The sequence below is a fragment of the Chryseobacterium sp. SORGH_AS_0447 genome (assembly GCF_030818695.1).
Lineage (GTDB): Bacteria > Bacteroidota > Bacteroidia > Flavobacteriales > Weeksellaceae > Chryseobacterium.
Window position 1 is genome coordinate 1,760,448 of the sequence record NZ_JAUTAR010000001.1, and the last position, 14,727, is coordinate 1,775,174.

The following is a 14,727-nucleotide window of genomic DNA, read 5'->3' on the forward strand; positions in this document are numbered from 1 at the left end:
AATAAAAGAACCACCATGAGCTATTGCACCGTTATTGAAACCATGCAGCCCGAAAGCAGAAGGGCTCTTCACCAGAATTACCACGACCATCATTACGGTTTTCCGATTCATGACGACAACGAACTGTTCGGAAGATTAATAATGGAGATCAACCAGGCGGGATTGAGCTGGGAAACCATTCTGAAAAAGGAAGAAGGTTTCAGAAAGGCGTACGACAATTTTATAATAGAAAAAGTTGCCGCATATACCGAAGCTGACCGCGAACGGCTGCTTGCTGATCCGGGAATCATCAGAAATAAATTAAAGGTCAATGCCGCCATCGAAAATGCGAAGACGATCTTAGGACTGCAGCAGGAATTCGGTTCATTTGAAAAATGGCTGGAACATCACCATCCGAAAACATTGCCGGAATGGATGAAGCTGTTTAAGAAAACGTTCAAATTCACCGGCGGAGAAATTGTCAACGAATTTCTGATGAGTACGGGCTACCTGAAAGGTTGCCATTCGGAAAGCTGTCCGGTATACCGGAAAGTGCTGGAACAGAATCCGAAGTGGAAAGAAGCGGAAATGTAAAATGTAGAAAATCTGCCGGTTTGTGACTATAAAGTATCAAGCTGGCTTTTAATCCTTTCCGTAAGCATTGCAATAAGCCTTTTATTAAACGATTTGCTGTCGGAAAGGTATATCGCCACTTCTTCCTTGATCAGCATACCGATGGTCATTCCGATAAAGATGTTCCTTAAAGCATGATCCTTTTGCAGGCTCTGATCGATAAAAAGTATTTTCTTTTCTTTTTTCAGCGTATCAAAATCTGAAATTTTACCCAAAGCATAATCTTTAAACAACATCAGGTATATCTCATTCTGTAACTTTAAGACAGGGCGGAGCGTCTCATTTTGAAATGATTCGGTTTTGCTGGTGGTTTCAAATATGGGGAGATCAAGTTTTTCTCGTAGGTCTGCTTTACTGATCATGAATTAAGGGTTTAATTTTAGAATTTATTTTTTATACCAGCTCAGCCCGCAGTACCTGCATTGTTGTGCAGAAGGAGTCCTGGCCAGCTTTCCACACCTGGGGCAGTTGTTAAAAAATATTTTTTCCGGTGTTTCCTTCATGATACGTCTGGCCACATTGATTTCAAATTCCTCGTATCCTTCCCGGAAAAGATGGTCTGTTTCAGACGTATGACGGATCCAGCCTTTTTTAATCATCATTTCTCTTTGCTTTTCATTATCGGAAGATTTATACATATACATCTGATATTTTAATGCCAGTTTTTCATCCTCTGTCATGAGATGGCTAAAATAATTAATAATGTATCTTACGGTTTCCTGATCCATTAATTAGAATCTGTTTTTATTTATTCAATACAAAATTAATTCTTCTTTCCGCTTCTTCTTTTGAAATTCCCTCATAAAAGTCTTTTACGAAAGGATGTTCATGGCTTTCGTGGGGGTAGATGAAGGGTCTTCCTATTCTATTATCGATAAAAACATCCGTGGGAATGGTATTACTGAATTCATAATCAGGAAGGTAATTCGCCAGCCACCCAAAACATCCGCCTTCAAATTCTTTATCTTCGTAATTTTCTACATAATTCTCAAAACTTTTCTCGCTTAAAGACACCCAGACCCCATATTCAAGATTCTGGCAATCATTATGCACTTCCTGCACCAGAACAGCCCGGATAAAATAACAGGTTTCATCTGAATATCGGATAATACAAAGATCGGAGGTTAATTCTGAATTCTTTATTTCTTCTTCAGATAAACCGAGATATGGATATGGCGCAGAATAGGCTATTGCAGGCCAGTCTTCTTTTTCTTCGCCACAGCATGGGCAAATGTATTTAATCATTCTATATTTTTAATTTTAACAGGTTTAAATATGCCTCTTTTAGAAAATTCTGAACTTTTTGTTTGATATTTAGGTGTTAAATGAACCGTTCTTATATATTCAATATTATTGTTTTTTGAGCTTAGTTTAACTTCATTAATTATTATTTTGTTAATAAGTCTTTTATCGCTCTCTTGAAGGTAAACTTCTCCTTTTCTCAACTTTAGTTCATTAAGATGGATTCCGTTTTCACTTTCTACATCATTAAGATTGAAAAAAAACAGACTGTCTTTAGTCTCTTTAAATTTTTCAAAAACGTATCTCTCTAAAGAATAATCTTTTTCGGAATAACCGCGATACTGAAATATTCTTGTGGTAATATTTATTTCATTACTGATCATATTTTCAGTTTTCATTACTTTAAAGATAGGATTTGTTTTATAATAATTTTCACCGCAGGAATTATAACAATCGTGGGTTATGCCGCTGATTTTAAAATTTTTAGGGATGTCTGAAAGATAATAGAATGGTAATTCTTCCGATAAATCAATTTTAAATTCTTTTGTCGAATCTAAAATAACAAAACCATTTGCATTGGAATCTCGACCTCCCCACGCATTATATTTATACAATAATTTTGAAGATCCTTCTATTTGCTGAGCAAATAGTTCATCAACATTCCACTTTCCTAAACTTGAATTACATCCGTAAATAGAAAACATGATTATGAAATTAAACACATATAAAGTTCTCTTTTTCATACTGATCAAATTGGTAATTTTCTTGAATAACTTTTAAAATATATTCTTTACCCCACCGTCTTCGTATCCTCCTCCTTCAGAATTTTTTTCTCCTTCATAGAAAGCATCATTCGTTCACATTTGTATTTCTGCCAGTCGAATTGGTGGAGGAAATCGAGGGCGGCAGAGAAACCGCGGTTGAAGAGTTCTTCTTTTTCGTTTTTTTTCATAAAGAAATTCAGCCAGCTGCTGGTTCCGCAGTTTACGGTCTGAATACTGAAAAGATGGTAAAACGTATGCTTGGTGAGAAAGGTTTTATCATTAAAGCCTTTCAGGGTGCTGAGAATGTTGCCGGCAAAAGAAAAGGGCGACTTTAAAATCTCGGCACTGGTTTTTCCTTTTTCCGAAAGAAGGTCGGAATCGCTGGTCAGCTGTACTCCGAAAAGCGGCGTTCTCGGGTAAAAAATATCGGCGGAGTGGAAGAGATCGATCGGAAAATTGGAAATGCTTCCCCCGTCAATAAACACCCCGACCGGATTAATGTCTTCCGCCTTCGTATTCATCCAGAATCTCCAGGCATATTTTACCGAGTCGTCATTCCGGTTGATCTGCTTCTGAAATGGCTCAAAAAAGAAAGGAACTGACATCGAAGCCCGCACGAATTCAGCCGGGCTGATGTGCTTGAGTTCTTCTTCAGACCAGTACAAATTGGCCATGGTCGGTAGTTCCACCTTAATTTTGGCATTGATATCCGTAGTCACCACAATATATTCCGACTGCAACAGGTAAAAAGGATCTTTCTTGTAATAATCGTTGTTGACCGTACCTTCGTAAAAAATACGGTACCGGATCTCGTCGATATGTTCTTTGTTGTTGGTATAAATTTCCTCGATGCTTTCCAGTGCAATATCGTAATACTGCGTCTCATTTCCGTAGCGATAGTTCAGGTTGAGGTTTTTGCCTTTCTGTACAAACTTTTCATTCAGTTCGGCAACGGTTTTTATACCGAAACCGTCCAGCACCGATTTCATCTGATTGAGGAAAGTATTTCCCGGGTTAAGTCCGGAATTGGCTTTTTTAAGATCATTATAAAGCTTCAACAGACAGATCATCGCAATGAGAATCGGGATGATCGGAACCAGGAAAAGCAGTTTCGCGCGCAGAGTGGTTTCCGAAGAAATGGCAAACGGCATAATCACTAGGATCAGCATAATGATTCCGGCAATAATGATGTTGTTCCGGACAAAATTTTTATTGTTCAGCATTGAATGAATGGTCGTCTTGATATAGGGCTTTCCATCCATAAAATCGGCAAAATTCCAGTTGAATAAAATATCCCGGATGATTTCGCTCTTCATTTGCTCTTTTGTCCTGCAGGCAGCAATCAGCATCGTATTAATGGCTCCCGCGCTGGTTCCGGCTACTTTCAGAAATCGGATCCCGAAAATTTCCAGGGCGTAGAGATAGCCTACCAGTGCACTTCCCCACACGCCGCCGCCTTCCTGTACGAATTCCACATATTGGTTTCCCTCTTCATCCAGGAGGTCGGAAAATTCCTTGGCAGAGATCAGATCGTGCAGTGCAGCGAGTTTTTCTTTGGATTCTCCGGAAAGGGTATGGTCTTCAAGGATTTTTTGCAGGGCTTCGGGTTTCATGGTGATTGGCGGTTAAGTTATTTTGATTTAACGAAGATAATTTAATTCTAACCTTAATAAAATACCCCGACGAAGATTTTTTCAGTCTTTGCAGTTGTTTTCATTACAGGATAGCCGATCAATTTACCATTACCACTGCTTCCTTCTCGCATAAATAAATGTACAGATTACGACCAATGCCATTAATCCTAGGGTAAAAAAATACCCGTTCCTGTGGTGCAGCTCCGGCATATTGTCGAAATTCATCCCGTACACTCCTGCAATAAAGGTAATCGGCAAAAAATACACAGAGTAAACGGCCAAAACTTTCATCACCTGGTTGGCTTTCTGATCCGAAAGGGCCAGGAACATTCCGATGAGGTTGGTCACCTGGATGTTCAGGTGGTCAAAATCTGCAACTACGTCCTTATGCTTATCCTTTAAATCGGATACTTCGGAATCCTGAAGCCCCAGCAGTTTAAACTTATCGATGGCATCGGTAGAAACCGTCAGTACCCTGGAGTTGAGCCCCGACTTTCTTTTCAGCTTGTAGAGCCGTTTGATCTGATTGGTATGGTTGGTATTTTTAAGGAAAATCTCATTTTCGATATTGTCCATGGTTTCCAGCAGGCTGACCGACTCGTCGTCGAAGCTTTTCATGATCAGCAGGGCGATCCGTAAGGCAATATTTTTGGCGGTGGTTTCGGTTTTCAGTCCCGAAAGCTGCTTTTTGGTTTCGGTGAGGCTTTTGGTCTTCATCCGGTGGATGGTGATGATTGTCCTTCCCAAAATAAAGATCCCGATTGTTGGTGCTGATGTCGCTGATGGTGTTAAGGTTTTTCCGTTCCAGTTCCGTGCTTTCCCGAAGCAGGAAAAATTTCACGTCGCCGTCTTCCTCATACTTCGGGAGGTGGTTCGGATCCAGGGTATCTTCCAGGAGAAGATTGTTGATCTCATATCGTTCGTGTAAAAACGTCAGGTCCTCCGCAGTGGGAGCCTCCACATCCACCCATTCGCACTGGGAGTCTCGGTAAATGGTAACAATTGCCATATCGTAAAAATAATAATATTTTGAAAAACTATGTGTTAAATAAGTTTATCTTTACCAAAATTAAAAAACTATATGATTAAAAGTACAATAAAAGGAATCGGATTCCATGTTCCGGATCACGTTGTTACGAATGATGATTTAGCAAAATTAATGACCACCAATGACGAATGGATTACGGAAAGAACCGGCATCAAAGAAAGAAGACACCGGGAAAACCGCAACGATGCACAGGAAACCACTGCCTACCTGGGTTTTAAAGCCTCCGAAAAAGCCATAGCCAATGCAGGCCTGACTTCAAAAGATATCGATTATATTATTTTCGCCACCCTTTCACCGGATTACTATTTTCCGGGCTGCGGTGTTTTGCTTCAGGATATGTTGGGCTGCGGTACGATCGGTGCCCTGGATGTAAGAAACCAGTGTTCTGGGTTTGTCTATGCGATGAGCGTTGCCAATGCATTTATCAAATCCGGAACGTATAAAAATATTCTGGTCGTAGGTGCCGAAGTTCATTCTTTCGGACTGGATTTTTCCGATGAAGGCAGGGGAGTTTCCGTTATTTTCGGGGACGGCGCAGGTGCCATCGTACTTTCGGCAACCATTAATGATGATGCCGGAGACGTACTTGCCGTGAATATGCATTCCGAAGGGAAATATGCCGATGAATTGTGTACCCAGTTTCCGGGTTCCAAATACGGCTGGAGCGACCGTATGAGAAAAGAACCGGAGAATGTAACGAACAAAGAAGTGTACCCGATCATGAACGGGAACTTTGTTTTCAAGCATGCGGTAACAAGATTCCCGGAAACGATGAAGGAAGCCCTGGATAAAGCCGGAAAAACGATTGAGGATGTGGATATGTTCATTCCACATCAGGCGAACTTACGGATTGCGCAGTTTGTACAGCAGAAATTCGGTCTGCCGGATGACAAAATCTTCAACAACATCCAGAAGTACGGAAATACGACCGCTGCCTCGATTCCCATCGCATTAAGCGAAGCCATTGAGCAGGACAAGATCAAAAGAGGAGACCTGGTATTGCTTTCTGCCTTTGGAAGCGGCTTTACATGGGGAAGTGTTTTGTTTGAATATTAATAAAAACTTTTTGAAATAGAAATCCGCTGTCTGAAAAGGCAGCGGATTTTTTATGTATATACAGGATTTAATCTTTCAAGAGCTTTTCGATCAGCTTATTCTGCATTTCCATCAGTTGGTTAATCTGGTGTTGGTTATTAATGACATTTTTTAATAAATCTTCCGAAACAGTATTAACGATTCCATTGGCATTATTAAAATTATTAATAAGCATCCCATTATTATTTTCTACATCATTAACAAACGTATCTCCTTCAAGGAAATACTGAGGTTCCACTTTAAAAAAATCGGCAATCTTCTGCATAAAAATAAAATCCAGTTTTTCAATAGCTCCATTTTCAATTTTGCTGAGATAGCTCTGGGATACATCCAGCTGAAAAGCCAGGTCTTCCTGTGATATTTCTTTCTGCTCCCTTAATTTTTTTATTTTAAAACCGATACTGTTGTTCATCATGATGGAAATTGAAATGTAAAGATAATGTTTTTACCATAATATTTTTATTCCAAAAGGAATAGCATTTTATTCCTTTTGGAATTGTTAGCTAGGGAACCGTTTTTCATCTTTGGAAAAAGTTTCGCGAAATACTTTTGTGTAAAAAATTATTATTAATTTAAAGATTACAATATATATATAATAAAATTTTTAATATCAGTATTGTTATTATAAATGTGATATTTAGCAATATTTTTTGTAAATATAGCTGATCTAAATTTTTATAATAAAAAAGTTAGAATTATTCCTGTAATTGTGAAAAAATATATAATATTGTATAACAATTAAACTTATGGTTCGTAAAATTATCTTTTTAATATCGGTTTTCAGTTACCTTTTTTATTCAGCACAAAAGGATCAGGCAAGTCTTGAAGTTGTTTACTATTTTAAAATAATTCCGGACTCATTAAACAGGGCAAACTTTACAGAATCTAATATGATTCTTAGATGCAATAAATACAAATCGATTTATTTTAGTCCTGCAATGGCAAGCTACTATGAGTATTTAAAAGATTATGCACAGAAAATTGATCCGAAAAAAATTGATATTAATACCAGTAGGCCGAGTATTCCTAAAGTCAGACATAATGTATGGAAAGATGGAGATACTGTTATCGCTACGATTCCATTAGGAATGTATTTTTATACTTTTAGGGAACCTTCACTAAACTGGCAGTTAATGGATGAAATAAAAGAGATTCAGGGTATGAAATGTCAGTTGGCAAAAGTAAAGACCGAACATGATATTTTCTATGCATGGTATACGGCAGAAATTCCTTTTTCGGAGGGTCCTTTCAGATTTAAGGGATTGCCCGGATTAATCTTGGAGGTCTACAACAAAAGTAAAACGATCGAATTTTCTGTTGCAAGTATTAAAAAATCTGAAAAAGAGATTGAAAAAATGGAGAGGGTATCCACCATCGATCTACAAGATAAAAAAGATTTTTTAAAAGCGAGAGATAAATGGTTGAAGTATCCATTTAACAATATCGTAAACAAAGAGATTGAGAAAAGAGGCCTGGAAGAAGTTAAAAAACTAAATGTTTTTTTAGATTAATATATAAACTTTTAAAAATGAATTCTATGAGAAAAATTTTTGTTATCGGAGCATTAGCTTTTTCTGCTTTATCATTTGCTAAGCAAAATGCAGAATCTGCTGAATTAAAAGAAAGTGCAAACACAGCATTCTTCAGAGGTGTTTATACTGTGACTTTTACATTACCATGTAACGGTCAGACAATTACTGCATATTATTATACAACAACTACTGAAGGTACACAAGCCTTTAATCAAGATTTAGCTTGGGCAGTAAATGTTACAGTTGATGAAAACTGTGGTGCTGGTGCATCGGGCGTTAATACCGGTTTTTAAGAAACTTCTAAATTTAGAATTACAGCTGAACTATATTTTATTACTGATAAAATATATTATGCTTATGTATTCTATTACTGAAAGAAGCCGCTTCAAAAGAGGCGGCTTCTTATATATTACTGTATTGTTAAACTCTTTAGCAATTTTTCAGTATCACCGGAGTCCTGTCCTGTTTTTTTCGCCAATTCAATGGACTTTTCAGCCCAAAGCTTTGCATTTTTTTTATCGCCTACTTTATTATAAAGGTTCGCTAAAGTATCGGTATTGGCATAATTTTCATTTTTCTTTACCGATTCCTGTGCCCAGGCTACAGCTTTTTCGAGAGATGTTTTGTTGGTAACATTCTCAAAGAAGTTCCAGGCCACGGAGTTCAATTCTTCCGAACTCATGGCAGATGTGTCTTTGTTCAGTTCCAGGGTCAGTTTTTCGTATTTGGCAATATCTTTGTCTCTCAATGCTCTTCCTGCTTGTGCCTTTTTCAGCGTTTTTTCAGCTTCTTCCTTCGGCATGAATTTCTGGGCTTCCGTTAGGAAATAATTATCATTCCAGGATTTGGTATCCGCATTATATGATTTTTTGAAAAGACTGCTGATTTTTATGCTTTTGTCGATGGCCTCATATTTTCCAGGAGTAATCATGTTGGAAATCTCTGCCTTTTTGGACTGGAATACTTTGTACATTGGGCTGTCGGAAGTCTGTATCACCGATAAAAGCATCTGGATATCGTTCCTGTCCAGTTCAGTTTTCGCGTTAAAATAACGCTCCATTACTTTCCCTGAAAATTCAGGATCGCTGTACATGGTAAGTCCTGCCAGGTTTTTCAGGAATTCAGGGTCTTTCTCTCCGTTTTCGAATTTCTGCTTTAAGGCAGTCAGCCTTTTGCTTGGATCTCCTGCATCTTTGGCAAACTGGATGAAGTCGTTTTCCTCTACATATCCTAACGTTCTGTGTACCAATTCCCCGTTTCCGTCTACAAACAGATAGGTAGGAAAGGCTTTTACATTATATTTTTTAGCAATCTCGATGCCTTCGCCTTTTTCCATATCGATTTTGGCATTTACGAAATTGGCGTTATAATAATCTCCTACGGTTTTCTGTGGAAATACATTCTTAGCCATCAGCTTACAAGGTCCGCACCATGTGGTATAAGCGTCGATAAAAACCAGTTTGTTTTCTTTTTTGGCTTTGGCAAGCACGGTAGCGAAATTGGATTCTTCAAATTTGATTCCCTGGGCAAGAGCAAATGCTCCGATAAACAGGGCTGAGAATATTGATAATTTTTTCATAATACTTCTTATTGGTTGCAAATGTAATAATTATGTCGACAAATAGGTCTGCATAATCGTAAAATAGTTACAGCGGTATTTAGATTATTGAATGTGGTATAAGTTAAAGCACGAACAGACTGTTATTTTAAAGAGATATTACTAAAAGATTTTGGGCCATTCCAATAAAAAACCGCAGAAAAATCTGCGGTCCTGTTTATTTCGTTTTTGCGGTATCCGATTTCATCGCGGTGCTGTCGGAAGCGGAAGATTCGGAACGGGCACTGGCCGTATCGCCCAGGCTGTTTCTCATGTATTCCTTGTTGTGATCTTCCTTAAATTCTTCCCTGTTTTCTTTTTTATCGGCGCAGCTGCTTAAAAATACCAGGCCCAAAACAGCGCCTATCCATAATTTTTTCATAGTAAATTCTTTAATGTTTAGTAGTAATCAAATATAGTGAATAAAAGTATAAAGTATAAAGTATAAAGTATAAAGTATAAAGTATAAAGTATAAAGTATAAAGTATAAAGTATAAAGTATAAAGTATAAAGTATAAAGTATCTTTATTAAATCTCTGAAGGGTTGCTTGCCGTAGGATGTTATAAGATAGAGTCTGATTATGGGCTGGAAGAGGGATGCAGGATGCTGGAAGTTTTATAGCCAGTAGTTTTGAATTTCAATAATATTTGTTAATCTGATAAAAGAAATTCTAATTCAATAACTAAAAATAGATTACTTATTATTAGATGCATATTTAAACAAAAATCCCCTGACTTTCATCAGAGGATTAAAATGTTTGGGGGTAAATTAGATACTATCGCGTAGTTGCGGCAGTATCCATTTTCATTTTCATACTATCCGGATTACCGGTGGTCGTTGTTCCTGTCGTCATGGTATCGGTGGTGGCAGGTGCCATGGTAGACGTGTTATCTACCGCTGTAGAATCCGAATTGTTCGTCGACATTGAAGATTCTTTCGTCCCGCAGCTGATGGCCAACATGCCGATTGCAGCGATTAACAATAATTTTCTCATAATATTTTATTTTGGTGTGATTCCAACAGTTCAATAACCGTTCCGAAAATTTCGGTTTGTTGCTAATTATCAATAAAATAACGAAAGTTGTTAAAAGAACCTGATATTATTAAAAGAACAGCAGCATCTAATTTTATCTTATTTAAAGTACGGAAACAAAAAGCCCCGAAACCAAAATTCCGGGGCTTATCATTATTTATCGATGATCGATTATTATTTATTATCCTAAGTATGGATATTTATAATCTTTAGGAGAAACAAATGTTTCTTTAATAGATCGTACGGAAGTCCATCTCAACAAGTTCATTTTAGAACCGGCCTTATCATTCGTACCGGAAGCTCTGCCTCCTCCGAAAGGCTGCTGACCAACCACAGCTCCTGTAGGTTTGTCGTTGATGTAGAAGTTTCCGGATGCATTTTCCAACGCTTTGAAAGCTTCATTGATCGCGTAACGATCCTGTGCGAAAACAGAACCTGTCAAAGAGTAAGGAGAAGAAGAATCTACCAGTTCAAGAGTTTCTGCCCATTTTGCATCTTCATAAACATAAACCGATAAGATCGGTCCGAAGATTTCTTCAACCATGCTTTCGTACTGTGGATTGGTGGTTTCGATAACGGTAGGGTGTACAAACCATCCTTTGGAATCATCTGTTTTTCCTCCGATCACTACGTTGGCTTCTCCTGATGCGTTTGCTCTGTCGATATAACCTTTGCATTTTTCGAAAGAATTTTTGTCGATTACCGCATTCACAAAGTTGGACGGATCTTCAGGAGAACCGATTTTGATCGAAGAGATCTGGGTTTCCATCACTTTCTTCACGTCAGCCCAAAGAGACTGCGGAATGTAGGCTCTGGAAGCTGCCGAACATTTCTGTCCCTGATATTCAAAAGCTCCTCTTACCAAAGCGGTGGCTACTGCTTCCACATTCGCAGAAGGGTGGGCGATCACGAAGTCTTTTCCTCCGGTTTCCCCGACAATTCTCGGATAAGTTCTGTAATTATGAATATTATCGCCGATCATTTTCCACATTCCCTGGAATACTTTCGTAGAACCGGTAAAGTGAAGTCCTGCAAAATCACGGTGTGCCAATACTTTTTCGGCAGTTTCTTTTCCATCGGTAAAGATCATGTTGATCACCCCTTTCGGAAGACCGGCTTCGATAAGAACATCCATGATTACTTTTGCGGAGTAAATCTGCTTATCGGAAGGTTTCCAAACCACAACGTTTCCAAGCATAGCCATACACGTTGGCAAGTTCCCGGAAATCGCGGTAAAGTTGAATGGTGTTACTGCAAAACAGAATCCTTCCAACGGTCTGTATTCTACACGGTTCCAGATTCCTGCATCGGAAACCGGCTGCTCAGAATACATTTCCGTCATAAATTCTACGTTGAATCGTAAGAAGTCGATGAATTCGCATGCCGCATCGATTTCAGCCTGATGAACATTTTTAGACTGTCCGATCATGGTTGCTGCATTGATCACGTCTCTATAAGGTCCGGCTAATAAATCAGCTGCTTTTAAGAAAATCGCTGCACGGTGTTCCCAACCCAGCTCATTCCATTCTTTTTTGGCAGCCAGTGCCGCATTGATGGCATCATCGACGTGCTGCATCGTTCCTCTGTGGTAGAACCCGAAATCATGGGCATGATCCTGAGGCGACTGAAGCTGAACTTTGTCTCCTGTTTTTACTTCTTCACCATTGATGACCATTGGGATTTCCACTTGCTCTGCCCACATTTTTTTGTATTGGGCGATGAGGCTTTTTACTTCCGGAGTTCCCGGCGCATAAGAATTTACCGGCTCGTTTACCGCAAAGGGTACTTGCGAAATTGCTTTTGCCATATTAGTTGTCTGTTTTTATTTGCTATGATACAAATTTACGACATTTATTTGAGGTCTGAAGCAAGGAGCGAATGAATGATGAATGGTGAATAGTGAATGGTGAACAGTGAACAGTCAATCCGCTGTGCCTGTCAGTTTTTGTAAATTATCTACTTAATACTAAAGGACACAGGAATTTTATCGGCAAACAGTTAAATTAAAAAAACATTTGGTGATAGATTTTTATGAATTAATTGAAAAGCAAAACAGATCATCATTCACCCATTGATATTGTTAATCATGAGTGAAGATGATCTTATAAAATTAAAATAAGTAGGATTACTTGGTAATTCTTAAATATTATTTGTCAAAAATTCTTTTAAAATTTCGACAACTTTTTTATTAAAAAAGAGTTAAGTTTAAAAATAAAAGTATTTTGAATAGTTCTAGAAATTGGTTATCTTCTTGTTGAATTTAGTAAGCAAAATTGACAAGCGAAGCAGATTGACCATTCACCATTCACTTTTTCACTTCCTAAATCTTCTCGTTTTCCAATATTTTCAGCACCAGTTTTTCCTCGTGGGTTAAGCCGGCTTTACCATCATTTTCTTCGATCTTTTCAAGTTCATCGAGGTATTTTTTGATGGTATTGTTTTCATAAAGATTGATCACGAGAGGATGAACGTAATATTTTCGGCAGACCGTACTGGTATTTCCCAAGTGAGAAGCTACCATTTCCAGGGCCTCTTTCACTTTTTTCTTGTATTCGGTATGGGTTTCCGCGTAGCCGATCTCCTTAAAGGCAATTAATGCGCTTACGGTTCCGGACCATGTTCTGAAATCTTTAGCCGTAAAGTCTTCCCCGCTGATTTCTTTGATATAATCATTCACCATTCCCGAATCTACGGTGTGCCGGTTTCCTTCATCATCAATATACTGGAAAAGTTCTCTTCCTGGAATATCTTTGCATTTCTGAATCAGTTTGGAAAGTCTCCGGCTCTTCAGATCGATGTCGTGCATTACTCCTTTTTTACCCTTAAAATGAAAGGTAATTTTCTGGCCCTGAACTTTAACGTGTTTTCCCTTTAAAGTAGTTAATCCGAAAGAGCCGTATAATTTTTCGTAGGCATTGTTTCCAATACGGATATTGGTTTTCTGCATTAAGCTTACAATCAAGGCAAGAATCTTTCTTTTCTCAAAATTTCGTAGCGCCAGATCTTTCTCGACCTGCAGACGGATACCGGGCAGTGCATAGCCGAACTGAAGCATCCTGTAAAACTTAGTATGGTTTCTCAGCGCACTCCAAAGCGGGTGATAGCGGTATTGTTTTCTCTTTTTAAGATCAAAACCTGTGGCCTGAAGATGACCATTGTCTAAGGCACAGATCCAGACATTTTCCCACGCCGGAGGAATAACCAGCTTGTTGATTCTGGCAATCTCTTCTTTGTCCTTGATTTTCTCTCCTTCTTTATAGTAGGAGTATTTTTTTCCGGTTTTCTTACGGGTAATTCCGGCTGTTTCTGCATCGGAGGTATATATAAGATGTACCGCCTTTGCAGAAGCCACCGGATCTTTCATAATTTTTACAATCTTCGAAGGCTTCAGATGTGTGATAAGGTCTAGGTCTGAATTTTCCATAAGACTTGGTTAAGAGTTCTTACCCCTTGAGAACAGCCACAAAATAAGGGCTATTACGCCGACAACTAAAATGATGCCCCACCACATCCCTGCTTTAAAGATTGTTTCTACTGCTTCGCAGCTTGTTAACATCAGCAGACAGAATACTGTCATACTGTATAAGCTCAATTTTTTCATGATAATTTATTTTGGTGTTTATTATTTTAAATTCGGTGACGGTCGGGCCGCCATTTATTAATGGATCTTTTGATCTCATCCCCGGTGATGTTTTCGTGAAGGGCCTTATACAGCAGTTCTTTGAATTCATCATCATAGGTAAACCGTAAAGCGGCAATCTGGTCGAACTTCAATTTGTTTTCCACTTCATCAGACCTCAGCTGGAAGATCTCGAAATACCGCTGTTTAAATTCCAGCCTTACCATCCGGTCCTGAAGCCCGAGTGCATAATGCTGTCTTACCATGATGGCCAGGTATAAGATCAAAAAAATTACAATCGAAAATAAAATCCAGATCAGCTGACGGGGTTCATCATTGAAGATTTTATAGATCCCGAAAACTTCTAGCACCATCACTAATGGAAGGTAGATAAAATGATGCGGCGGATAAAATTTCCTGTGGTTTTTGTAATTCTGGCTTTCCATAATCTGTAGTAAGCAATAACCTTTCCAAAATTTTTTATTTTATGATCTGAACGTCATTTTAGTCTGAAGAAAAGATGCGTTTAAAAGTTAATTTTTCTGCAGAA

Annotated in this window: 17 protein-coding genes and 1 pseudogene; 4 read left to right on the forward strand and 14 right to left on the reverse strand. The window is 38.4% G+C overall.

The window, feature by feature from the left end; translation table 11 throughout:
- Window positions 1–15: 15 nt before the first annotated feature.
- A complete protein-coding gene (locus tag QE422_RS08300) occupies window positions 16–573 on the forward strand; it encodes a DNA-3-methyladenine glycosylase I (protein ID WP_307456659.1) in 558 nt (185 codons plus the stop codon).
- A 26-nt stretch (window positions 574–599) separates the two neighbouring features.
- On the opposite strand, the gene QE422_RS08305 is transcribed toward QE422_RS08300, so the two are convergent.
- The 7 genes and pseudogenes from QE422_RS08305 to QE422_RS08335 all read right to left on the reverse strand — a co-directional run.
- The gene (locus tag QE422_RS08305; RefSeq protein WP_307456662.1) at window positions 600–974 is read right to left on the reverse strand and encodes a glyoxalase; all 375 of its coding nucleotides are present in this window, start codon (window positions 972–974) and stop codon (window positions 600–602) included.
- Window positions 975–998: 24 nt separating this feature from the next.
- Window positions 999–1,340: a hypothetical protein gene (locus tag QE422_RS08310; protein ID WP_307456664.1), complete on the reverse strand. Its 342-nt coding sequence runs from the start codon at window positions 1,338–1,340 to the stop codon at window positions 999–1,001.
- Window positions 1,341–1,356: 16 nt separating this feature from the next.
- On the reverse strand, window positions 1,357–1,857 hold the full coding sequence (locus QE422_RS08315) for a DUF2199 domain-containing protein (protein ID WP_307456666.1): 501 nt from the start codon (window positions 1,855–1,857) through the stop codon (window positions 1,357–1,359).
- Window positions 1,854–2,597, reverse strand: a complete 744-nt coding sequence (locus tag QE422_RS08320) for a hypothetical protein (RefSeq protein ID WP_307456669.1) — start codon at window positions 2,595–2,597, stop codon at window positions 1,854–1,856. Before QE422_RS08320 ends, QE422_RS08315 begins: the two co-directional genes overlap by 4 nt.
- 47 nt (window positions 2,598–2,644) lie before the next feature.
- Complete coding sequence (locus tag QE422_RS08325; protein ID WP_307456670.1) at window positions 2,645–4,231, reverse strand: patatin-like phospholipase family protein; 1,587 nt, start codon at window positions 4,229–4,231, stop codon at window positions 2,645–2,647.
- A 129-nt stretch (window positions 4,232–4,360) separates the two neighbouring features.
- A complete protein-coding gene (locus QE422_RS08330) occupies window positions 4,361–4,969 on the reverse strand; it encodes a CorA family divalent cation transporter (RefSeq protein WP_307456672.1) in 609 nt (202 codons plus the stop codon).
- Between the two features lie 148 nt (window positions 4,970–5,117).
- Window positions 5,118–5,261 (reverse strand): annotated as a pseudogene (locus tag QE422_RS08335) (magnesium transporter CorA); the annotation flags it as partial.
- Between the two features lie 72 nt (window positions 5,262–5,333).
- Between QE422_RS08335 and QE422_RS08340 the strand changes: the two are divergent.
- Window positions 5,334–6,356 carry a 3-oxoacyl-ACP synthase III family protein gene (locus QE422_RS08340; RefSeq protein ID WP_307456675.1) on the forward strand — a complete coding sequence of 341 codons (1,023 nt, stop codon included), beginning with the start codon at window positions 5,334–5,336 and terminating at the stop codon, window positions 6,354–6,356.
- A 67-nt stretch (window positions 6,357–6,423) separates the two neighbouring features.
- Here QE422_RS08340 and QE422_RS08345 read toward each other — a convergent pair whose 3' ends face one another.
- Window positions 6,424–6,810, reverse strand: coding sequence for a helix-turn-helix domain-containing protein (locus QE422_RS08345; protein ID WP_307456678.1), 387 nt, complete (start codon window positions 6,808–6,810; stop codon window positions 6,424–6,426).
- A gap of 331 nt (window positions 6,811–7,141) precedes the next feature.
- Here QE422_RS08345 and QE422_RS08350 point away from each other — a divergent pair, with 331 nt between their 5' ends.
- On the forward strand, window positions 7,142–7,906 hold the full coding sequence (locus tag QE422_RS08350) for a GLPGLI family protein (protein ID WP_307456681.1): 765 nt from the start codon (window positions 7,142–7,144) through the stop codon (window positions 7,904–7,906).
- A gap of 26 nt (window positions 7,907–7,932) precedes the next feature.
- Window positions 7,933–8,220, forward strand: a complete 288-nt coding sequence (locus QE422_RS08355) for a hypothetical protein (protein WP_307456684.1) — start codon at window positions 7,933–7,935, stop codon at window positions 8,218–8,220.
- A 116-nt stretch (window positions 8,221–8,336) separates the two neighbouring features.
- Here QE422_RS08355 and QE422_RS08360 read toward each other — a convergent pair whose 3' ends face one another.
- The 6 genes from QE422_RS08360 to QE422_RS08385 all read right to left on the reverse strand — a co-directional run bounded on the left by QE422_RS08360 (window position 8,337) and on the right by QE422_RS08385 (window position 14,623).
- Window positions 8,337–9,506 (reverse strand): thioredoxin family protein, encoded by a 1,170-nt coding sequence (locus tag QE422_RS08360; protein ID WP_307456687.1) that lies wholly within the window; start codon window positions 9,504–9,506, stop codon window positions 8,337–8,339.
- A gap of 196 nt (window positions 9,507–9,702) precedes the next feature.
- Window positions 9,703–9,906 (reverse strand): hypothetical protein, encoded by a 204-nt coding sequence (locus QE422_RS08365; RefSeq protein ID WP_307456690.1) that lies wholly within the window; start codon window positions 9,904–9,906, stop codon window positions 9,703–9,705.
- 394 nt (window positions 9,907–10,300) lie between these two features.
- On the reverse strand, window positions 10,301–10,519 hold the full coding sequence (locus QE422_RS08370; RefSeq protein ID WP_307456693.1) for a cytochrome C551: 219 nt from the start codon (window positions 10,517–10,519) through the stop codon (window positions 10,301–10,303).
- A 220-nt stretch (window positions 10,520–10,739) separates the two neighbouring features.
- Window positions 10,740–12,365 carry an L-glutamate gamma-semialdehyde dehydrogenase gene (gene pruA / locus QE422_RS08375; RefSeq protein WP_307456696.1) on the reverse strand — a complete coding sequence of 542 codons (1,626 nt, stop codon included), beginning with the start codon at window positions 12,363–12,365 and terminating at the stop codon, window positions 10,740–10,742.
- Between the two features lie 513 nt (window positions 12,366–12,878).
- Entirely contained in the window at window positions 12,879–13,982 is a 1,104-nt protein-coding gene (locus QE422_RS08380; RefSeq protein WP_307456699.1) for a DNA topoisomerase IB, read from the reverse strand.
- 203 nt (window positions 13,983–14,185) lie between these two features.
- Window positions 14,186–14,623 (reverse strand): DUF6526 family protein, encoded by a 438-nt coding sequence (locus QE422_RS08385; RefSeq protein WP_307456700.1) that lies wholly within the window; start codon window positions 14,621–14,623, stop codon window positions 14,186–14,188.
- Window positions 14,624–14,727 lie beyond the last annotated feature (104 nt).